20 protein-coding genes are annotated in these 19,321 nt (G+C 65.0%); 5 read left to right on the plus strand and 15 right to left on the minus strand.

Features of this window, described 5'->3' with window-relative positions; all coding sequences use genetic code 11:
- Positions 1 to 77 precede the first annotated feature (77 nt).
- The 4 genes from Q8S60_RS04675 to Q8S60_RS04690 form a co-directional block, all read right to left on the minus strand.
- Positions 78 to 983, minus strand: coding sequence for a DMT family transporter (locus Q8S60_RS04675; RefSeq protein WP_305277016.1), 906 nt, complete (start codon positions 981 to 983; stop codon positions 78 to 80).
- Between the two features lie 21 nt (positions 984 to 1,004).
- The gene (locus Q8S60_RS04680; protein WP_305277018.1) at positions 1,005 to 2,246 is read right to left on the minus strand and encodes a serine hydrolase; all 1,242 of its coding nucleotides are present in this window, start codon (positions 2,244 to 2,246) and stop codon (positions 1,005 to 1,007) included.
- Between the two features lie 34 nt (positions 2,247 to 2,280).
- Positions 2,281 to 2,577, minus strand: a complete 297-nt coding sequence (locus tag Q8S60_RS04685; RefSeq protein WP_305277020.1) for a hypothetical protein — start codon at positions 2,575 to 2,577, stop codon at positions 2,281 to 2,283.
- 105 nt (positions 2,578 to 2,682) lie between these two features.
- The gene (locus Q8S60_RS04690; RefSeq protein WP_305277022.1) at positions 2,683 to 3,741 is read right to left on the minus strand and encodes a serine hydrolase; all 1,059 of its coding nucleotides are present in this window, start codon (positions 3,739 to 3,741) and stop codon (positions 2,683 to 2,685) included.
- A gap of 120 nt (positions 3,742 to 3,861) precedes the next feature.
- On the opposite strand from Q8S60_RS04690, the gene Q8S60_RS04695 reads away from it, so the two are divergent.
- Positions 3,862 to 5,832 (plus strand): cellulase family glycosylhydrolase, encoded by a 1,971-nt coding sequence (locus Q8S60_RS04695; protein WP_305277024.1) that lies wholly within the window; start codon positions 3,862 to 3,864, stop codon positions 5,830 to 5,832.
- Here the strand turns inward: Q8S60_RS04695 and Q8S60_RS04700 are convergent.
- From Q8S60_RS04700 to modA, 4 genes are all read right to left on the minus strand, one after another.
- Positions 5,819 to 6,610 (minus strand): DNA-binding transcriptional regulator, encoded by a 792-nt coding sequence (locus tag Q8S60_RS04700; RefSeq protein ID WP_305277026.1) that lies wholly within the window; start codon positions 6,608 to 6,610, stop codon positions 5,819 to 5,821. The two genes, Q8S60_RS04695 and Q8S60_RS04700, sit on opposite strands and share 14 nt — an antisense overlap.
- 62 nt (positions 6,611 to 6,672) lie before the next feature.
- A complete protein-coding gene (locus Q8S60_RS04705; RefSeq protein ID WP_305277027.1) occupies positions 6,673 to 7,398 on the minus strand; it encodes an ABC transporter ATP-binding protein in 726 nt (241 codons plus the stop codon).
- A complete protein-coding gene (modB, locus tag Q8S60_RS04710; protein WP_305277029.1) occupies positions 7,391 to 8,059 on the minus strand; it encodes a molybdate ABC transporter permease subunit in 669 nt (222 codons plus the stop codon). The genes Q8S60_RS04705 and modB overlap by 8 nt, the downstream gene beginning before the upstream one ends.
- A gap of 7 nt (positions 8,060 to 8,066) precedes the next feature.
- The gene (gene modA / locus Q8S60_RS04715) at positions 8,067 to 8,846 is read right to left on the minus strand and encodes a molybdate ABC transporter substrate-binding protein (RefSeq protein ID WP_305277031.1); all 780 of its coding nucleotides are present in this window, start codon (positions 8,844 to 8,846) and stop codon (positions 8,067 to 8,069) included.
- 185 nt (positions 8,847 to 9,031) lie between these two features.
- Between modA and Q8S60_RS04720 the strand changes: the two genes are divergently transcribed.
- Genes Q8S60_RS04720 through Q8S60_RS04730 form a run of 3 tightly spaced genes read left to right on the plus strand, consistent with a single transcriptional unit; the run spans position 9,032 to position 11,026 of the window.
- Positions 9,032 to 9,889, plus strand: a complete 858-nt coding sequence (locus Q8S60_RS04720) for a TauD/TfdA family dioxygenase (RefSeq protein WP_305277033.1) — start codon at positions 9,032 to 9,034, stop codon at positions 9,887 to 9,889.
- A gap of 25 nt (positions 9,890 to 9,914) precedes the next feature.
- Positions 9,915 to 10,484 carry a DUF1214 domain-containing protein gene (locus Q8S60_RS04725; protein WP_305277035.1) on the plus strand — a complete coding sequence of 190 codons (570 nt, stop codon included), beginning with the start codon at positions 9,915 to 9,917 and terminating at the stop codon, positions 10,482 to 10,484.
- The gene (locus tag Q8S60_RS04730) at positions 10,481 to 11,026 is read left to right on the plus strand and encodes a DUF1254 domain-containing protein (protein WP_305277037.1); all 546 of its coding nucleotides are present in this window, start codon (positions 10,481 to 10,483) and stop codon (positions 11,024 to 11,026) included. The genes Q8S60_RS04725 and Q8S60_RS04730 overlap by 4 nt, the downstream gene beginning before the upstream one ends.
- Before the next feature lie 86 nt (positions 11,027 to 11,112).
- Here Q8S60_RS04730 and Q8S60_RS04735 read toward each other — a convergent pair whose 3' ends face one another.
- The 7 genes from Q8S60_RS04735 to Q8S60_RS04765 all read right to left on the minus strand — a co-directional run bounded on the left by Q8S60_RS04735 (position 11,113) and on the right by Q8S60_RS04765 (position 18,464).
- Positions 11,113 to 12,657 (minus strand): N,N-dimethylformamidase beta subunit family domain-containing protein, encoded by a 1,545-nt coding sequence (locus Q8S60_RS04735; protein WP_305277039.1) that lies wholly within the window; start codon positions 12,655 to 12,657, stop codon positions 11,113 to 11,115.
- Positions 12,658 to 12,726: 69 nt separating this feature from the next.
- A complete protein-coding gene (locus tag Q8S60_RS04740) occupies positions 12,727 to 14,826 on the minus strand; it encodes a S9 family peptidase (RefSeq protein WP_305277040.1) in 2,100 nt (699 codons plus the stop codon).
- Between the two features lie 10 nt (positions 14,827 to 14,836).
- Positions 14,837 to 15,256 carry a peptide-methionine (R)-S-oxide reductase MsrB gene (msrB, locus tag Q8S60_RS04745; protein WP_305277041.1) on the minus strand — a complete coding sequence of 140 codons (420 nt, stop codon included), beginning with the start codon at positions 15,254 to 15,256 and terminating at the stop codon, positions 14,837 to 14,839.
- A gap of 193 nt (positions 15,257 to 15,449) precedes the next feature.
- Entirely contained in the window at positions 15,450 to 15,902 is a 453-nt protein-coding gene (locus Q8S60_RS04750) for a MaoC family dehydratase (protein ID WP_305277042.1), read from the minus strand.
- Positions 15,903 to 15,959: 57 nt separating this feature from the next.
- Complete coding sequence (locus Q8S60_RS04755) at positions 15,960 to 16,301, minus strand: hypothetical protein (protein WP_305277044.1); 342 nt, start codon at positions 16,299 to 16,301, stop codon at positions 15,960 to 15,962.
- 6 nt (positions 16,302 to 16,307) lie between these two features.
- The gene (locus Q8S60_RS04760) at positions 16,308 to 16,781 is read right to left on the minus strand and encodes an OmpA family protein (RefSeq protein ID WP_305277045.1); all 474 of its coding nucleotides are present in this window, start codon (positions 16,779 to 16,781) and stop codon (positions 16,308 to 16,310) included.
- Positions 16,782 to 16,910: 129 nt separating this feature from the next.
- Entirely contained in the window at positions 16,911 to 18,464 is a 1,554-nt protein-coding gene (locus Q8S60_RS04765; protein WP_305277047.1) for an AMP-binding protein, read from the minus strand.
- Positions 18,465 to 18,680: 216 nt separating this feature from the next.
- Here Q8S60_RS04765 and Q8S60_RS04770 point away from each other — a divergent pair.
- Positions 18,681 to 19,321, plus strand: a 641-nt coding sequence (locus Q8S60_RS04770; protein ID WP_305668393.1) for an enoyl-CoA hydratase-related protein, incomplete at its 3' end; no start/stop codon positions are given.

The following is a 19,321-nucleotide window of genomic DNA, read 5'->3' on the forward strand; positions in this document are numbered from 1 at the left end:
GCCGCGGCAGCATGCAATCGCCATCCGCTATCGCTCCCCGGGGTTCGGCGCGAGCCGGGCTCCGGGGCTGCGATGTCTCAGCGAACGAAAATCAGCAACAGGATGCCGCCGATCACCAGCGCGATGCCGGTGAGTTCCAGCGCGTTCGTCTTTTCCCGGAACAGGAAATGCGACGAGGCGAAAGTGAACACGAGCTCGATCTGCCCGAGCGCGCGCACATAGGCCGCGTTCTGGATCGTCATCGCCGTGAACCAGCCCATCGAGGCGAGCGCGCCCGCAACGCCGACAAGCGAGCTCACTTTCCAGGTCCGGAACGCCGCCGCAAGCTCGGCCGGATGCCGCCACCGCAGCCACACGGTCATGACCACCGTCTGGATAATGAGAACGGCAACCAGCGTATAGGCGGCGGCGACCAGAAAGTCCGGCCGCTCCAGCGAGAGCGACGCCGCCCGGTAGCAGACCGCCGCAATGCCGTAGCAGGCGCCGGAACCGATCCCCATCAAGGTCGGCTTCTCGCCGAGCGACCGCCAGAAGGCCCCGGCGGTCAGCTTCGATTGCGCGATGGAAATGGCGATGACGCCCGCAAGGCTGATGAGAATGGCCGCGAAGGCGCCGAGGCTCAGATGATCTCCCAGCACGATGATACCGAAGAGAGCGGTCTGGATCGTCTCCGTCTTGGAATAGGTCGTGCCCACCGCGAAGTTGCGATAGGCGAACAGCGCCACCAGCAGCACCGTCCCCCATATCTGTGCGAGCCCCCCCACCGCCGCATAGACGAGAAAAAGAAGGTTCGCCTCCGGCAACTCAACGCCGGTGAAAGCGACCAATCCCCAAAGATAGACCAGCGCCACCGGCAGCCCGTAGGCGAAGCGCACATAGGTCGCGCCCAGTGCCGACATCTCGCCCGTCAATTGCTTCTGCAATGTCGAGCGCAGGTTCTGCAGGAACGCGGCTGCGATGGTAAGCGGAATCCAGAGCGGCATGATAGCGGACGTGCCGCTTCCTCAATCGATGATGGCGCCGTAGACGAGCTGCTGCAGTTGCGGCCGCAGCGGATAGGTGGAGGAGGGATAGAGCTGCGTCATCAGGATGGCGATCAGGTCTTCCTCCGGGTCGATCCAGAAATAGGTCGAGGCCGCTCCGCCCCACGAGAAATTCCCCGCCGAGCCGATCGCCTGCGTCACCGCCGGGTCCAGCACCACCTGGAAACCGAGCCCGAAGCCAGCGCCCTCCGCCGCCAGTTCGCTGAAGGCGGAGATCGACATTTCCTTCATTTCCTTGCCGCGCGGCAGGTGGTTCATCGTCATGAACTCGATCGTCTTCGGCGAACAGATGCGCACGCCGTCGAGCTCGCCGCCATTGAGCAGCATCTGGCAGAAGCGCCAGTAATCCGTCATCGTCGAGGTGAGCCCGCCGCCGCCCGAGAGAAACTTCGGCGGCTGGGCATAGCTGCTCGTCTCGTCGCCGACATCCATGATGCCGGATTTGCCCGTCTTCGGATTTTTGAAATAGTTGGTCGCGAAGCGCCCGAGCTTTTCCTTCGGCACGAAGAAGGCGGTGTCCACCATGCCGAGCGGCGCGAAGATGCGCGAGGTCAGGAATTCGTCGAGCGGCCGGCCCGACAGCACCTCCACGAGATGGCCGCAGACATCCGTCGAAACCGAATAGTTCCAGTGCTCGCCGGGCGAGAACAGCAGCGGGATTTCCGCCACCGCCTCCACCATCTCCTTCAGCGTCAGGTCGACCGTGTTCGCGCCCTCGATACCCGCGTCGCGGTAGAGCTGGTCCACGGGATGCTCATACATGAAGCCGTATGTGAGGCCCGACGTATGGGTGAGCAGATCGCGGATCGTCATTTCGCGTTCGCAAGGGCGCGTATCGTATTTCTGCGCCGTCCCGCTCGCCCACACGCGCAGCTTCTTGAACGAAGGGATGTAGCGCGACACCGCGTGGTTGAGCTGGAAGTGCCCTTCCTCGTAAAGCATCATCAGCGCGAGGCTGGTGATCGGCTTCGTCATGGAATAGATGCGGAAGATCGTGTCTTTCTCCATCGGCAGCCCGCGCTCGCGGTCGCGCATGCCCGCCGTCTCGAAATGCGCGATCTCGCCGCCGCGCGAAACGAGCGTGGAAAATCCAGCGACCTTGCCCCGGTCCACATAGGACTGGAAATAATTGGTGATGTTGGCCAGCCGCGCCGGATCGAAGCCGGCATCTTCTGGTTTGGCGATGCGGGGCATGACGTTCATGGGGCAGTTCCTCCGGATGGTTTCTTTGCGGTTTTCATGTCTGTTCGGGCGGCCGGCCGAGCGCGCGGAAAAGCTCTTCGGCGCTCCGGGCGCGTGCCGCCACCGAGCCGGCATCGTCCGTCCCGAACGCGATGGCTTCCCAGCCTTCGGGCGTCTTGCGCAGGCGGAAGCTGGGCCTCAGTTGCCCGCAGCGCGTGAGATAGGGAGCGAGAACGCCTTGGCCGTTGGTGCGGAATTCGAGATCGAACGGGGACCCCTCGGCGGCCGATGTCAGTCGCCGCCGGTCATGCTCCGTGATGAGATCGCCGGGAAATCGGACGATGCTTCCCAAGTGCCGTGCCCCTGTTCCGAGTGCAGGCAGCAGTCTACACACAGCGCGTGGCTTTTGGCTCCTGTAATTCGCCGCGAATGGCGGTGCGGGCTGTCCCGGTCCGGCTCACGCGCCCCTGAAACAATCCACGATTTCGGCGATCCACGCCTTCTGGTTGAGTTTCATTTCGAGCGACGTCTTGCCGTGGCGCACCACCACCATGTCGAGCTCCGGCACGACGACGGTGTATTGCCCCTCGAAGCCATTGGCCGAAAAGCTCCCCGGCCCCGCAAGGCCGAGCCACCAATGCGCGCCATAGGCCCCTTCGGCGCCCATCTGCTGCCAGGTCGGCGTCCGCGCATAATCCACCCAGCCCTCCGGCAGGAGGCGCTGTCCCTCCCACACGCCGTCGCGCAGATAAAGCAGCCCGAAGCGCGCGAAGTCTCGTGGCGTGCAGAAGCAGAAGGACGAACCGATGAACGTCCCCGCCGCGTCGAATTTCGGCGCAGCGCTTTTCATCCCGATGGGATCGAACAGCCGCTCCCGCATGAAACCCTCGAAACCCGGCCCGAATGCATTCGCCGCCTGCGCCGCCGTCCGCGCGACGATGTTGGTCGTCCCGCTCGCATAGGACCAGTAGCTGCCGGGCTCATGCTCCAGCGGAAACGACGCCGCGAAATGCGCTACATCGTCCTTCCCCGCGCCCCACAGCATCTCGATCACATCGGAGGGATGCTCCGGCACATAATCCTCGCGAAAGGCAAGCCCGCTCGACATCCGCAGCAACAGGTCGAGCGTGATCGGGCCGCGCGGGTCGCCCGCCGCCCGCCATTCCGGCACATCGGCGGGCGCGTGAATGTCGATCTTGCCGTCCTTGACGAGAATGCCGACCAGCGCATGGGTAATGCTCTTCCCCTTCGACCATGACGGGCAGGTCACGTCCGGCCCGAAGCCCGTCCAGTACTGCTCATGCACCAGCTTGCCGCCCTTGACGACGACCACGGCATGCGTCTCGCCGAGATCGGCAGGTGCTTCCGCCGCAAAGGCATGGTCCATCAGCCGCCGGAACCGCGCCTTGTCGGCGCCCGCCGGAAACTCGCCCATGGGCCATTCCACGGTCGGCCAGGCAACGCCCGCAGGCTGGGCGGGCAGGGCAGGGAGTTTTTCCTTCGTCGGCGCGTTCATGTCTCGGTCCCGTTGTTGCCCGCCGATGCTGCCCGCTGCCGCCCGGAGATGCAATCCGTCCTGTCCCGCCGCGCCCATGCCCGCTATCCTCAATCCAACGATATAAAAGGGAGGACGGAAATGGCGTTGCCGAGGCTCGGAATCGAAGGCGAGTGGTTTCAGGGAACGGATGGCCGCAAGCGCATCCTGCGCGGCGTCAATCTCGGCGGCGACTGCAAGGTGCCCTATACGCCGAACGGCCACACAAATATCCCGACCGATTTCGCGGATCACCGCACCGTCTCCTTCGTCGGCCGCCCTTTCCCGCTCGCCGAAGCCGACGAGCATTTCTCCCGCCTTCGGGCATGGGGCTTCAACTGTCTGCGCCTGCTCACGACATGGGAAGCCGTCGAGCATGAAGGCCCCGGCCGCTACGACGAAGCCTATCTCGATTATGTCGCCGAACTCTGCCGCAAGGCCGACGATTACGGCCTCTATGTCTTCATCGATTTCCATCAGGACGTCTGGAGCCGCATGACCGGCGGCGACGGTGCGCCCGGCTGGCTCTTCGATGCGGTCGGCCTCGACTTCACGAAGTTCCACGCCGCCGGCGCCGCGCATGTCATGCAGTACAAATACGACTTCGCGAAGGGCGGCCGTCAGGAAGACAACTACCCGACCATGACCTGGTCGCAGAACTACAAATACCCGGCCAACGCGATCATGTGGACGCTCTTCTTTGCCGGCAACACCTTCTGCCCGGACTTTCTGGTGCAGGGCCGCCCCGCGCAGGATTTCCTTCAGGAACATTATCTCGGCGCGATGGAAGCGGTCGCCCGCCGCATCAAGGACCTGCCCAACGTCATTGGCTTCGACTCGCTGAATGAGCCCGGCTCCGGCTATGTCGGCCTGTCGCTGAGCTACCGTCACCTCGGCCCGAGCGAGAAAAATCCCATGCCCGCGCGCCCCGGCCTCGCCTGGTCGCCGCTCGACGGTTTTGCTGCCGCGCGCGGCCTCGCCCGCGAAATCCCGGAAATGCACATCGACTGGGACCAGCGCGCCGTCGTGAAGAAGCGCGACGTGCTGGTGAACGGCGATGGCGTCTCGATCTGGAAGCAGGGCCGCCACTGTCCCTTCGAGCGCGCGGGCGTCTACCGCATCGAAGGCGGCCGGATCGAAGCCCTCGAGGAAAATTTCTTCCGTGAGCGGAACGGCCGCAAATACGAGATGGAAAAGGATTTCATGGGCCCGTTCTTCGCCCGTGTCGCCGAACGCGTGCGCGCCGTCAACGACGACTGGCTGCTCTTCGCCGAACTCGATCCCGGCGCTGGCCTCGGCCACGGCTTCCCGCCGGACACGCCCGAGCGCACGGTCAATGCCAGCCACTGGTACGACATCGTCACCCTCTCGACCAAGCGGTTCGACTTCCCCGTGAAGATCAATCCCTATACCGGCCGCACCACCGAAGGCGCGGAAGCGATCGAAGCCTCCTACACGCGCCAGCTCGGCCGCCTGAAGGACGCCTCCCACGCCCTGAATGGCGGCACCGGCGCACCGGCGCTGCTCGGCGAATTCGGCATCCCCTTCGATCTCGACGATGCCGCCGCCTACAAGGCATGGAACGCGGGCGACCGCACGGACGCCCCGTGGGAGAAGCACATCATCGCGCTCGACCTCATGTACAACGCGCTCGACCAGTTGCTCATGCACTCGACGCAATGGAACTACACCGCGTCGAACCGCAACGATCAGGCGGTCGGCGACGGCTGGAACCAGGAAGACCTCTCGGTCTACAGCATCGACCAGCGTGTCGATCCGTCGGACCTGAACAGCGGCGGCCGCGCGCTCGCCGGTTTCGTCCGGCCCTACGCCCGCGCCGTCGCGGGCCGTCCCCTCAAGATGAAGTTCAAGCGCGCCACCGGCGCTTTCCGTTTCATCTATCAGGCGGAAGGCGAGGGCGAGACTGAAATCTTCGTGCCGAAACTCCAATACCCCAACGGCTACGACGTCGAAGTCGAAGGCGGCACCGCCACCCGCGACGACGAAAACCAGAGCCTCCGCGTCCATGCCGTCGGCTCCGACAAAGTCGGTGTCATGATTACGAGGCGGTAGACCGCTCCTCGAGGTTCGCCGCAATCGCCGCCGCGGTGCGTTGCAGCGCCGGAAGGTAGCGCTCTACGGCTTCCGCCTCGCGCACAGCCGAGCCGATATAGCGCATGTTGATGCAGGCGGCGACGCGCTCGCCCAGCATTACCGGCAGCGCGAGCCCCATCGCCGGGTCGCCGCGCACGGGCGCCGTCGTCGCATAGCCGCGCTTGCGGATGCCCTCGACCATCGTGGCGACATATTTCTCGTCGCGCGCCACCGCGTTCATCTTCGATTTGGAATGGCGCAGCAGCGTCAGCAGCACGCGGCGCTCTTCCTCCGGGCAGAAGGCGATATAGGCGCGGCCCAGCGCCGACACGAGGATCGCCAGCCGCCGGTTCAGCCAGTCGGGATCCATCGCGAACGGGCTCTCGTGCCGCGTCGACAGCCTGACCAGCATCGCGTCCTTGTCGAGCGTCGCAAGCCCCATCGGCCACTTGTGTTCGGCCGTCAGCGCCGACAGAAAAGGCCGCGCCGCCTCGACCACCAGGTCGCCATGCCGGTAGCCGCTCGACAGCCTCAGCACGCGCTCGGTCAGCGTATAGCCCGCCATGCGCGACACGCGCCGCACATAGCCCGCCGCGATCATCGTATCGAGCAGCCGCACCAGCGTCGGCTTCGGCAGGCCCGTCTCCTCATGCAGCCGCGCAAGCGTCGCCGTCCCGGCGGCGTTGAGCGCCTCCAGCAGGTTCAGGCTGCGCAGCACCGGCTGCACGCCTTCCATCTCCTTGACCGAACGCGGCATGGATTTTCTTTCTTCGGGTCCCGCCGCAGTCTAATTCCGCCCCGCGGAATATCCAAACCGGCTCAGTCCGGCGCGGCGAGGTCCAGAAGCTCGGCCACCGCGGCGCTTGCCGGTCGCGCCATCACCTCTTCCACGCTTCCCGTCTGCAGGATCTGCCCGCGATGCATCACGCAGATGCGGTCGGCGAGCCGCGTTACATCGTCGAGATCGTGCGTCACCAGCACCACCGGCATCGGCAGGTCGCGCCGCAACTCGGCAAGTTCGCGTCTGAGCTTGCGCCGCGTCACCCGGTCGACGGCGGAGAAGGGCTCGTCGAGCAACAACACGTCGGGCCGCCGCGCCAGCGCGCGTGCCACGGCGACGCGCTGTTGTTCGCCGCCGGAAAGCTGCGCCGGCCGGCGGTCTTCGAGCCCGTTGAGATGCACCCGCGCCAGCAGCGCCATCGCTGCCGCGCGCCGCGTCTCGCGAGGTGTGTCGCTGAGCGCCTCCATCACATTGGCAAGCGCCGTCAAATGCGGAAACAGCGCATAGGACTGGAACACGAGTCCCGCCCGCCGCTGCCGCGCCGGCAGGTGAAGGCCCGTCGCGCTGTCGAACCATACCTCGCCATTGCAGGCGATCTGTCCGTCCGCTGCACGGTAGAGCCCGGCAATGGCGCGCAGCACCGTCGTCTTCCCGCTGCCCGACGGGCCGACCAGCGCCATCGCTTCGCCGGGCGCGACCGAGAACGTGACATCGAGTGGGATCGGCGTTTCCTGCTGCAGCCGGACGGCGAGGCCCTTATCCATAGCGCCGCCCGATGCGTTGCGTCAGCAGGTAACTCGCGGCGATGGTCGCGAGCGACACCAGCAACAGCACAGCCGCCATCTGCCCGGCCGCTGCCTCGTCGAAGGCCTGCACCCGGTCGTAGATCGCTATGGCAATGGTCCGCGTCTCGCCGGGAATACTGCCGCCGACCATCAACACCACGCCGAATTCGCCCAGCGTATGCGCAAAGGTGAGCACCGTGCCGGTCAGGATGCCGGGCCAGGCGAGCGGCAGTTCGATCCGCCACAGCGTCCGCCGGCGCGACAACCCGCAGCTTGCCGCCGCCTCGCGCAGCTCCGGCCCCACCGCCTCGAAGGCGCGCTGGATCGGCTGCACGGCGAAGGGAATGTTGACGATCAGCGACGCGGCGAGCAGCCCCTCGAAGGTGAAGACGAGTGTCTGCCCGAACAGCCGCTCGAACATCTGCCCGAACCAGGCCCCCGACCCGAAGGCGCTCATCAGATAAAAGCCGACAACGGTCGGCGGCAAGACCAGCGGCAGCGCAAGCCCGGCCTCGACGAAGGCGCGCCCGCGCATCCGCGTTGTCGCCAGCCAGCGTCCGGTCAAAATCGCAACCGGGATCAGCAGCAGCACGGTCAGCCCGCCGAGCCGGATCGTCAGCCAGAATGCTTCCCAGTCCATGAGCCGTTCACATCGTTTCGCCGGGAAGAACGAAGCCATAGCGGCGCATGATCGCGCGGGCTTCCTCTTCCTGCATGAAAGCGTGGAAAATCCGCGCGGTCTCGTTCCTGCGGTCGAGCAGCACCATGCGCTGGCGCAGCGGCTGGTGCGCCGTCTCCGGTATCAGGGCGTAGGTGCCCCGCGCGCTCACCTCGGGCGACAGCGCCAGCGAATAGGCGACGATGCCGCCTTCCGTATTGCCGGAAAGGGCGAATTGCGCGGCCTGCGACACGTTCTCGCCATAGACCAGCCTGCTTTCGATCTCGTCCCAAAGCCCCGCCTCGCGCAGCGCCTGTTCGGCCGCGCGGCCGTATGGCGCGTGCTCCGGATTGGCGATGGCAAATTTCTTCAGCCGCCCGTCCTTCAGCGCCGCCGCGAGATCGTTCAGCGTGCCGTCGGCCGCGAGCGGCGAGCCATGCGGCACGATCAGCACGATGCGTCCCACGGCATAGAGCGTGCCCTCATCCGCCGTCCGTCCGGCATCGGCGAGCCGCTGCACGAAAGCTTCATCCGCCGAAAGAAACATCTGGAACGGCGCCCCCTGCCGGATCTGCCGGAAAAGATTCCCCGACGAGCCGAAGGAGAGCCTCACCTCCCTGCCGGTCTTCGCCTTGAACGCCGCCGCCACCTCCGGCAGCGCGAATTGCAGGTCGGAAGCCGCCGCGATGGCGGGCATGTCCTCCGCCTGCGCGGGCACGGTAACGGCGGCAAGAAGGGCGAGCAGCAAGGCGGCGAATTTTGGTTTCATGACGCGGGCTCTCTATGGGGCGTTGAACATATCGAAGGCGGAGAAAGCTGGATATAGCCGCCGGTTTCCGGGTGAAATTCCGCCCGGCGGAATTCGGGAATTTGGCGGGCGCGCCGAAAGGCCGAACCGCCTTACCCTCCCTTTCAGCGGGATCGGGGAGGTCCCCTCATCCGGGAGGAACACCCATGAGCCAGGCCGCCATCGCGCCGCAACCGGCGCCCTTCACCGTCTCGCCGCTGACGCCGCTCATCGGCGCGGAAATCTCCGGCATCGATCTCGCAAAGCCGCTCGACGACGCTGCGCTCGCCGCGCTCCGCGCCGCGCTGCTCGACTGGAAGGTCATCTTCTTCCGCAATCAGGAGATTACGACCGGACAGCACCTCGCCTTCGCCCGCCGCTTCGGCGAACTCGAAGTGCATCCCTTCGCCCCCCAAAAGGAAGGCTTCCCCGAAGTCCTCGCCATCACCCATGACCGCGACCGGCCGGGCCGCGAGAACAAATGGCACAGCGACGTCACCTGGCGCGAATGTCCCTCGCTCGGCTCGGTCCTGCGCGCCGTCGAGGTGCCGGCTGTCGGCGGCGATACGCTCTTCGCCGACATGTATGCGGCCTATGAAGGTCTCACGGACGAGGTGAAGGAAAAGATCGACGGCGCCATCGCCATCCACGACTTCGCGCATTTCCGCCAGGCCATGCGCACCCGCGGGAAAAGCGAGGCCGAGATCGAGGCGATGAACCGCAAATATCCGATGGTCGAACATCCCGTGGTCCGCACTCATCCGGAAACCGGCCGTAAGGCCATCTATGTCAACGTCACCTTCACCCAGCACATCGTCGGCATGGAGAAGGCGGAGTCCGACACGCTCCTGAAGCACCTCTACGCCCAGGCCGCGATCCCTGAATACCAGTGCCGCTTCCGCTGGAAGAAGAATTCCATCGCATTCTGGGACAACCGCTCGAGCCAGCACTACGCCGCTTCGGATTACTGGCCGGCCCTCCGCCGCATGGAGCGCGTCACCATCATCGGCGACCGCCCCCGCTGAGGGCCGCCGCACACAAGAGAGAAAAATGAAAGCATTCATCTACTGGGGCTCCGCCCTGGCGGCGGCGCTCGTCGTCGCTTTGGGCACCGCCTGGTGGCTCGTCACCGATTACGATGGCGGCTACCGCTCCGGCGCATGGACCACCTCGACCGCCTATGGCAGCGTCGACGCGGACATGTACACCCGCGCCCGCGTCGCGCTATTCGGCCTTCTCGCCCTCGACAAGCGCGAGACCATGTACTACCAGGCCCGCACCGACAGCGCCGGCGAGCCCCTCTCGGGCAATTGCACCTACCGCCTCGAAGGCGGCGATCTCGCCGCCCATTGGTGGAGCATCACCGCCTATGACGCCGACAGTTTCCTGATCGCCAACGAGCGCAACGTCTTCTCCTTCTCGCAGACCACGACGGCGCGCGAACCGGACGGCAGGTTCGTCATCCGCATCTCCGCCGATCCGCAGGAGAAGAACTGGCTGCCGGTAAAGGCGGGCGAGAGCTTCGACCTGACCGCGCGCTTCTACAACCCGCAGGCCGCGATCTACGCCGGTCCCGCCGCCGCCGTGCTGCCCGTCATCGTGAAGGAAACCTGCCGATGAACCGCAAACTTCAATGGCTCGCCGTTGTCGCGGCACTTGCCGTCATCCTTCATCTCGCCATCGTCTGGGCGGTTCCGCGCGTCATTATGTCCGTCGCCATGACGAAGATCGGCGGCGAGGGCGCGCTCAACACCTTCACGCATCCGCCCCGCGCGACCGACGCATCGCGCGCCGTCGTCCGGCCGAGCCCCGATCTCGCCTATTCGATCTGCCTTCTCGATCTGTCGGCGGGCCCCGTCCGCATCGAAGTGCCGGCCAGCGCGCCCTACACCTCGCTCGCGCTCTATTCCTCGATCACGGACAACTACTTCGTCCGCAACAACCGCGAAGGCGAGGGACTGCGCGACGGCGAAGTGATCGGCCTCGTCGTCACCGGCCCCGGTGAAGAGGCGCCTGCGAACCTGCCGGAAGGGGTTGAGGCGGTCACATCGCCGACGAAAAAAGGCCTCGCCCTTGTCCGCCGCGTCATCGAGAACGACGCCGCCATGCCGAGGCTCGACGAAATCCGCTCGCATTCCGTCTGTGCGCCATACGGAAGCTAGACCTTGGCGACCGGCTTCCTCACCACATGAAGCAGGGCGCTTGCGGGCCGCGTTCGGGAGGGGACGCGGCCCGCAACTTTATGGCCTCACGCGAGAAACCGCTCCAGCACGTTCCGTGTGATCTTCTCGACGAAGGGATTGCCCGCCTTCAGCCCATAGGCCCATTCCGTCGTGCCCGAATTGAACACCTCGCCCTTGCCGCGCTTGAATGTCGCGAGCACCGCATGCCCCCGCATCATACGTGCGCGGTTCTCCGGTGAGTCGTATCCAGCAAAGGCCCGCGTCAGCGGTCCCCAGGCTTCGGGCGGCACGGCGCCTGCGAATTCCGACTCCGGCTCGCCCAGCGTCACGGGCGCCGTCGCAATGATCTCGAGGTTCGCCGGCACGCCGAGCCGCGCCACCGGCTTCGGCAATCCATCCTCGCCGAAGGTGAGCGCGCAGCCGTCATTCTCGTAGCCGATCAGCCGGCAATCGTCGCCGAACACATCGCCCCAATAGAGGTCCGCGCCTGCGAGCGCCCAGTGCCTCTCGTCCCACACCGTATAGCCACCGATCCCGCGCGCCACGCAAAGCCCGAAGCGGTGATAGCCGCCGAAGAGAAAAGACAGCCCCGTCAGTTGCGCCTCCGGCTTGCCGATCCACGGGCTCGACCAGAGCCCGGAGGTGAGGTGCCGCTTCTCCGGTATCGCCGCCAGCGGGTCCTCGTCCTCCGCCCGCGCCTTGTGCGCGATGAAAGTCCTGCCGCCGTCTTCCCAGCGGCATTGCCAGTAGCAGGTGTTGCCCGAAAGAATGATCGCGCGCCCGCCCTCGTCGACGAAGCGTTCCACCTCCGCGCGCTGCCCCCAGCTCCAGTATTCGCTGTGGCCCACGAAGAGCGCCGCCTTGTAGCCGTCCAGCACGCCCGGCTCCGCTTCGAGGTCGTAGTCGGTGAGATAGTCGAGCGCATATCCCGCGCCTTCCGCCCAGCCAACGAAGGCATGTTCCCATTTGTCGGTGAAGCCCGCCGGGCAGTCCCATCCCTGGCCGCCCGCCTTCACCTCATGCACGACTTCGCCGGGCGATACACGCTCGCGAAAGCCGCGCCGCGTCTCGCTCACCAGCCGGTGCTTCTCCGCCGCCGGTTGCATGATGCCGCGCGAGAACGGCCGCGCCGCCGAAAGCCGCGCCGCCACGACATGGCGTCCTTGATCGGCGGGGGTAGGCGCGGGCAGGGGCCCGCCGATCCACACATAGGTGTTCGCGCCGCCCCATGAGTTGTAGGCGTGATAGGTATTGGTCGCGAGAACGATGACGGCTTTCGCGCCGGGCTTCGCCGCCTTCACGCAGAGCATGTGATGCCCGCTCGCCCCGTCCGCGCCGGTGAAGCGGATGTCGTAATAGCCGGAGCGCCACTCCGCCGGCACGGTCAGCCGGAATGCCTCCGGCCAGCCGCATCCCTTGATATGCGCCTCCTCCGGCGCCTCGTGCCGCCCGGCGGCAACGCCTTCCTGGCGCCACACCGGCTCCCGCCCGGCACCCAGCCGCGAAATCTCGATATCGCAACTGCCGCCGGTCGCCGACATGAAGAAGGTCACCGTCTCGCCGGCCCGCGCGCTCAACTTGTCGGAATAGCCCCAGATCCACTTGTCCACGAACCGCGCCTCTTTCTGAAATGAATGTTCCTCACATCAGAAAGAATCGTGGCCCGCCACGCAAGCCGTTCACGCGCGTTCCGTCACCGCCAGCGCGAAGGCATAGACCCGCGCCACCTCCTTCAGCCGCTCGAAGCGGCCGGAAGCGCCGCCATGCCCCGCATCCATGTTGATATGGAGCAGCGTCACCGCATCGCCGGTCTTCATCTCGCGCAGCTTCGCCACCCACTTCGCCGGCTCCCAATAGGTCACGCGCGGATCGGTGAGCCCGCCCAGCGCGAAGAGATGCGGATAGGCCTGCGGCTTCACATTGTCGTAAGGGCTGTAGGAAGCCATGTACGCGTAGGCTTCCTTGCTCTCGATCGGGTTGCCCCATTCGTTCCATTCCGGCGGTGTCAGCGGCAGCGACGCATCGAGGATCGTCGCCAGCACGTCGACGAACGGCACTTCCGCCAGAATGCCCTTGAAGAGATCGGGCGCCATGTTGGAAACCGCCCCCATCAGCATGCCGCCCGCGCTGCCGCCATGCGCCACGATGCTCCCGCGCGACGTGAAGCCTTCTTTCGCCAGATGCTCGCCCGCCGCGATGAAATCGGTGAAGGTATTGCGCTTCTTCAGCAGCTTCCCGTCCGTGTACCAGCGATAGCCCTTCTCCTTGCCGCCGCGAATATGCGCGATCGCATAGACGAAGCCGCGATCGACCAGCGAAAGGCAGGTCGTGGAAAAGGACGCCGGAATGCTGATCCCGTAGGAGCCGTAGCCGTAAAGCAGGCAGGGCGCGCTCCCGTCGAGGCTCAAGCCCTTCCGGTGGACGAGCGAAATCGGCACCGTCTTGCCGTCCGAGGCGCGCGCGAAAATCCGCCGCGTCACATAGTCCGCGGGATTGTGTCCCGACGGCACTTCCTGCCGCTTGCGGAATGTCCGCTCCCGCGTCTCGACGTCGTAATCGTAGACTTCCGCTGGCGTCGTCATCGAGCTGTAGGAAAAACGAAGCCGCGTCGTGTCGTATTCGTAGCCCGCTCCCATGTTGAGATCGTAGGCTTCCTCGTCGAACGCGATCTCGTGTTCCGCGCCGTCCTCGAGCCGCCGCACCGCGATGCGCGGCAGCCCGTCGCGCCGTTCGAGCCGCACATGATGGCCGCGATAGGCGGTGTGATGCAGCAGCAGCGTTCCCGGCCGGTGGGGCACGAAGTCGCGCCAGTTCTCGCGGCCCGGCGCCGCTTCCGGCGCCTCCACGATCTTGAAATCCTCCGCCTCGTCCGCATTCGTCAGGATGAGGAAGCGCGAGCGCGGCGCGTCATGCTCGATATCGTATTCGACCGTCTCTTCGCGCGGCGCGACGAGCAGCGGCGGCGTCTCCGGTGCATCGGCGGGGATCAGCCTGCATTCGCTCGTCTGGTGGTCATGGCTCGAAATGACGAGCCACTTGCCGCTCTGCGTCGTGCCGACACCGACGAAAAAGCCTTCGTCCTTTTCCTCATAGACGAGCTTGTCTTCGGCGGCGGAAGTGCCGACCACATGGCGGAACACTTTCAGCGGCCGGTGTTCGTCATCCACCTGCGTATAGAGAAAGCTCGTGCCTGCCGCGTCCCATGCGATGCCGGGCGAGGTGTCCGGCACCTCGTCGGCAAGGTCCACGCCCGTCGCGGCGTCGCGCAGCCGCACCGTGAAATATTCCGAGCCCTTGCGGTCCGCCGACCACGCGATCAGTTTGTGCGTCGGCGCGTGGTCCACATCGCCGATCTTGAAATAGGCCTCGCCCTCCGCTTCCTTGTTCGCGTCGAGCAATATTTCCTCGCCCGCTTCCGCGTCTCGCGGCCGGCGGCAGAACAGCGGATGCTGCGCCCCTTCGACGAAGCGCGTGTAATAGGCAAAAGCCCCGTCGGGCGACGGCACGGAACTGTCGTCCTCCTTGATCCGCCCCTTCATCTCCTTGAAGAGCGTCTCGCGCAATTCGGCGACAGGCTCGAGCGACGCCTCCGTATAGGCGTTCTCGGCGTCGAGATAGGCGCGGATGTCCTTGTCGAGAACATCCGGGTCGCGCATCACCTCGCGCCAGTTCTCGTCGCGCAGCCACGCATAATCGTCGGTCCGCGAAATGCCGTGATGCACATCCGTCTGCGGCCGCTTCGAGGCCAGGGGCGCAACGGCGGGAGGTGTGAGTTTCATGAAGGAAGGATCACTTCTCCGACGTGTCGTCGGGTTTGAAATCGAGCGCCGTGCCGTTCATGCAGTAGCGCAGTCCCGTCGGCCGCGGCCCGTCGGGAAACACATGGCCGAGATGCGCGTCGCATTTCGCGCAGACCACTTCCGTCCGCCGCATATTGTGGCTGTCGTCATTATGCTCATCGACCGCGCCCTGCTGGATCGGCGCGTAGAAGCTCGGCCAGCCGGACCCGCTCTCGTATTTCGTGTCCGAACGGAACAGCGGTTCGCCGCAGCAGATGCACGTGTAGGTGCCCTCGCGATGCTCGTTGACCCACGGCCCCGTAAAGGCCCGCTCGGTCCCCGCCTGCCGCGTCACCGCATATTGCTCCGGCGTCAGCGTCGAGCGCCACTCGTCATCCGCCTTGTCCAGCTTCTGCTTCGTATCGGCCATGAGATGTCTCCCTGAAAGGGGCCTGAAGGGAATTGTCCAACTGCGTAACTATATGGGCCGCACCCGCCTGCCCGGCAACCACATGAACAAATCTTCCACCCTCCCCCTGCGGGAGGGTCAAACCGCTGCAAGCGGTTTGGGGAGGGGTTGCGTCGCTCCGTCAACCCCTCCCCGAAATACGCTCGGCTGGTGCTTATTCGAAAATCAGGCTGATCGTCTCGGCCACCATCGCCGGCCGGTCGTTGCCTTCGATTTCCATGGTCACTTCATTGACGATCTGCGTACCGCCCGCCTTCGGGCTCGCATCCTTCAGCGTCACGCGGCAGCGCACGCGGCTGCCCACCGGCACCATGTTCGTGAACCGCACCGAGTTCGAACCGTAATTGATGCCGCGCGTCGCGCTCTTCACGCCGCTGATCTGGCCCATGAGATGCGGCAGCAGCGACAGCGTCAGGTAGCCATGTGCGATCGTGCCCATGCCGAGCTCTTTCTTGGTGCGCTCGGGGTCGATATGGATCCACTGGTGGTCGCCCGTCGCATCGGCGAAGAGGTTCACGCGATCCTGGTCGATCGTGACCCAATCGCTGACGCCGATCTCCTTGCCTTTTTCCGCGACATAGTCGGCGACCGTATCGAAAACGCGCATATCCTGTCTCCATTCGCTGTCTGGTAATTTTTGTGCGGCCGGGCCGCCGGATCGGGCCTAAAGGTAGCGGCCCCGCTCCAATATCTCCAACGTATATTCGCGGTAGGTGAGGCCCAGCGCCTCGGCCCTCGCGCAACGCCGTTTGATGACCTCCAGTGGCGGCGTTTTCCACGCTCTTTCATGGGCTTGCCGCCATGCATAGGCGTGCCATGCCGTCGGGGCGAGAATGTCGGGGCCGTTATTGTGTCCGAGCCATTCGCTGAGCGGGATCACGATGCCCGTCTCCGCGAGCTGCGTTTCCTTCTGGCGCCGCGCCGTTTCCTCGCGCGCGCGGACAAGGGCGAGGGTGGCCCCTTGCGGGCGGCGTGCCGGGCGCGGATTGAACTTCGGCGCCGCCATCTCCCATCACCTCGAAAGCCGGATGCGGACGCGGCGGTCTTCCTTCGAATCCCAGGTCAGCGTCTCCTCCAGCCAGCCCCAGGCCTCGCCCTCCGCCAGCGTCGCGATTTTCGCGCGCGGCCAGCCCTGCGCCTCCAGCCCCGCCGCCACGTTCTGCGCGCGCTTCTTGGACAGGTTGATGTTGCCCGCCTGGCTGCCGATCTTGCTCGCCTTGCCGAACACGCAGATCTGCTGCGCGTTCTGCCCCTTGGCGAGTTTCACGATGCGCGCGAACTCCTTGTTGTATTTCGGATCGACCCGGCTCGAATTGGTCTCGAAATAGACGTAGTAATTCTTGTCGAACACCTTGTTCGACTTGCCGAGGTTCCGGCACTGGTGCCCCTGCATGTGCATCTCGGATGTCTGCGCCAGCGCCCCGCCGCCAAGGGCCACCGCCCCCAGAGCCAGAAATCCGGCCACCGCCAACCCGCGCATCGTCATCTAAGCCTCCATGCAATGAATCGCCCCAATCTAGCACATAACGTGTGAGTGGGCGGCGCGTCATCCCGCGCCGAAAAGCAAAATGGCCCGGCATTGCCGGGCCATTTCCACTTCTTCTTCTGAACGCGCTCAAACGATCTTGCTGTCCCGGTTGCCCCAGTAGCGGTCGCGGATGAGCCGCTTGTAGAGCTTGCCCGTCGGATGCCGCGGCAGTTCCTCCTGGAAGTCGATGGAGCGCGGGCATTTGATCGCCGAGAGCTGCTGCTTGCAGAATTCCATCAGCTCCGCTTCGAGCGCCGGTCCGGCATCTGCCCAGTTGGCGGGCTGCACCACCGCCTTCACCTCTTCGCCGAAATCCTCGTTCGGCACGCCGATCACGGCCACGTCCGCAACCTTCGGGTGCATGACGAGAATGTTCTCGGCTTCCTGCGGATAGATGTTCACGCCGCCGGAAATGATCATGAAGGCCTTGCGGTCGGTGAGGTAGAGATAGCCTTCCTCGTCCACCTTGCCGATATCGCCCAGCGTCGACCATGTCGGATGGTCCGGATGGCGCGACTCCTGCGTCTTCTTCGGATCGTTGTGATACTCGAACTTCGTGTCGCTCTCGAAATAGATCGTGCCCGCTTCGCCGACCGGCAATTCATTGCCCTCGTCGTCGCAGATATGCGCGATGGCGTTGAGCGGCTTGCCGACCGAGCCCTTGTGCGCCAGCCACTCTTCGGAATTGAGTGCCGTGAAGCCGTTGCCTTCCGAGCCGGCGTAATACTCATAGATCACCGGGCCCCACCACTGGATCATCTGCTCCTTCACGGGGATGGGGCAGGGCGCGGCGGCGTGGATCGCGACCTTCATCGAGGAGACGTCGTATTTCTTCCGCACGTCTTCCGGCATCTTCAGCATCCGCACGAACATCGTCGGCACCCACTGGCTGTGCGTGGCCTTGTATTTCTCGATGCAGCGCAGGCTGTCTTCGGCGTCGAAATGCTCCATCACGACGACGGTGCCGCCGAGGCGCTGCACCGTCATCGACCAGCGCAGCGGCGCCGCATGATAAAGCGGCGCGGGCGAGAGATAGATCGTCTTGTCGTCCATGCCGTAAAGCAGCATGGCGAGCCCCGCCAGCGCGCTCACCTCGTCGATGGCGCCGCCCGTCAGCGGATGCTTCACGCCCTTCGGCCGCCCCGTCGTGCCGGACGAATAGAGCATGTCCGTGCCCGCCGACTGGTCGGCGATCGGCGTCTTCGGAAACTTGTCGCGCGCCGCCTCGAAATCCTCATAGCCGGCGAGCGATCCGCCGGTCGCGAATTTGCGGGCGACCTTCGGCAGGTGATTGTCTTTTGCCAGCTCTTCCGCCGTCGCCGCGAGCGCCGTCGACGTGAAGAAAAGCTTCGCGCCGCAATCCGCCGCGATATAGGCGATCTCGCCCGCCGTCAGCCGCGACGAAATGCAGGTGAAGTAGAGGCCCGCGCGCTGCGCCGCCCAGCAGATTTCATAATAATGGACATTGTTGTCCATGAAGATCGCGATGGCGTCGCCCGCCTTGAGCCCCGCATCCCGGAAAAGATGCGCGACCTGGTTCGAGCGTTCGTCGAGCTCCTTGTAGGTCACGGTCTCGCCGGTCGCCGCCATGATGTAGGCAGGCTTGTCCGGCGTCGTCTGGGCATGGATGGAAGGATGCATCTGGCGTTGTCTCCCGGGGGTACTGAAGAAGCGGACATCGCTTTTATGCGCGTCCATTGTTATATCTGGGGCCAGCGAATTCGTGGCTGTCAGGGCGCAAAGACACAGCAATATGACGTTCGCGTCAACTTGCTTCGGCAGGGGAAGCTTGACGCAGCGGCAGGGCCCGCCACGCATGAAATTCAGGCAACAGCCATCGACAGGGAGTGAAAACGAATGGCCTACGAGACGATCAAATACGAAGTGGCGGACAACATCCTCACGCTCACGCTGAACCGTCCGGACAAGCTCAACGCCTTCACGGGCCAGATGATGTTCGAGATGATCGACGCCTTCGACAAGGCGGATGCCGACGATAATGTCCGCGCCGTCATCGTCACGGGCGAGGGCCGCGCCTTCTGCGCCGGTGCCGATCTCTCCGCCGGCGCCAAGACCTTCGATTATGCGGCCCGCGAGGACCGTCCCGAAAAGGCGAACACGCCCATCATGGCCAATGGCGAGATCGACTGGAGCCATGAAAGCGTGCGCGACGGCGGTGGCCGCGTGACGCTGCGCATCTTCGACAGCCTGAAGCCCGTCATCGGCGCCATCAACGGTCCCGCCGTCGGCATCGGTGTCACCATGCAACTGCCGATGGACATCCGCCTCGCTTCCGACAATGCGAAATTCGGTTTCGTCTTCGCCCGCCGCGGCATCGTTCCCGAAGCCTGCTCGAGCTACTTCTTGCCCCGCGTCGTCGGCATCAGCCAGGCTTTGGAGTGGACCTACTCAGGCCGCGTCTTCGGCGCCGAGGAAGCATTGAAAGGCGGCCTCGTCCGTTCGCTCCACAAACCCGAAGACCTCCTCCCCGCCGCCCG

Origin of the sequence: Parvibaculum sp. (assembly GCF_030694575.1) — a bacterium.
Classification (GTDB): Bacteria; Pseudomonadota; Alphaproteobacteria; order Parvibaculales; family Parvibaculaceae; genus Parvibaculum.

Excerpts from the sequence above, each read along its gene's own strand:
- Q8S60_RS04695 (WP_305277024.1), top strand. The coding sequence starts at position 3,862 with ATGGCGTTGCCGAGGCTCGGAATCGAAGGCGAGTGGTTTCAGGGAACG.
- modA (WP_305277031.1), bottom strand. The coding sequence starts at position 8,846 with ATGAAACCAAAATTCGCCGCCTTGCTGCTCGCCCTTCTTGCCGCCGTT.
- Q8S60_RS04740 (WP_305277040.1), bottom strand. The coding sequence starts at position 14,826 with ATGAAACTCACACCTCCCGCCGTTGCGCCCCTGGCCTCGAAGCGGCCG.
- Q8S60_RS04705 (WP_305277027.1), bottom strand. The coding sequence starts at position 7,398 with ATGGATAAGGGCCTCGCCGTCCGGCTGCAGCAGGAAACGCCGATCCCA.
- Q8S60_RS04675 (WP_305277016.1), bottom strand. The coding sequence starts at position 983 with ATGCCGCTCTGGATTCCGCTTACCATCGCAGCCGCGTTCCTGCAGAAC.
- Q8S60_RS04720 (WP_305277033.1), top strand. The coding sequence starts at position 9,032 with ATGAGCCAGGCCGCCATCGCGCCGCAACCGGCGCCCTTCACCGTCTCG.
- Q8S60_RS04750 (WP_305277042.1), bottom strand. The coding sequence starts at position 15,902 with ATGCGCGTTTTCGATACGGTCGCCGACTATGTCGCGGAAAAAGGCAAG.
- Q8S60_RS04730 (WP_305277037.1), top strand. The coding sequence starts at position 10,481 with ATGAACCGCAAACTTCAATGGCTCGCCGTTGTCGCGGCACTTGCCGTC.
- Q8S60_RS04700 (WP_305277026.1), bottom strand. The coding sequence starts at position 6,610 with ATGCCGCGTTCGGTCAAGGAGATGGAAGGCGTGCAGCCGGTGCTGCGC.
- Q8S60_RS04725 (WP_305277035.1), top strand. The coding sequence starts at position 9,915 with ATGAAAGCATTCATCTACTGGGGCTCCGCCCTGGCGGCGGCGCTCGTC.
- Q8S60_RS04760 (WP_305277045.1), bottom strand. The coding sequence starts at position 16,781 with ATGACGATGCGCGGGTTGGCGGTGGCCGGATTTCTGGCTCTGGGGGCG.
- Q8S60_RS04680 (WP_305277018.1), bottom strand. The coding sequence starts at position 2,246 with ATGAACGTCATGCCCCGCATCGCCAAACCAGAAGATGCCGGCTTCGAT.
- msrB (WP_305277041.1), bottom strand. The coding sequence starts at position 15,256 with ATGGCCGATACGAAGCAGAAGCTGGACAAGGCGGATGACGAGTGGCGC.
- Q8S60_RS04755 (WP_305277044.1), bottom strand. The coding sequence starts at position 16,301 with ATGGCGGCGCCGAAGTTCAATCCGCGCCCGGCACGCCGCCCGCAAGGG.
- Q8S60_RS04690 (WP_305277022.1), bottom strand. The coding sequence starts at position 3,741 with ATGAACGCGCCGACGAAGGAAAAACTCCCTGCCCTGCCCGCCCAGCCT.
- modB (WP_305277029.1), bottom strand. The coding sequence starts at position 8,059 with ATGGACTGGGAAGCATTCTGGCTGACGATCCGGCTCGGCGGGCTGACC.
- Q8S60_RS04765 (WP_305277047.1), bottom strand. The coding sequence starts at position 18,464 with ATGCATCCTTCCATCCATGCCCAGACGACGCCGGACAAGCCTGCCTAC.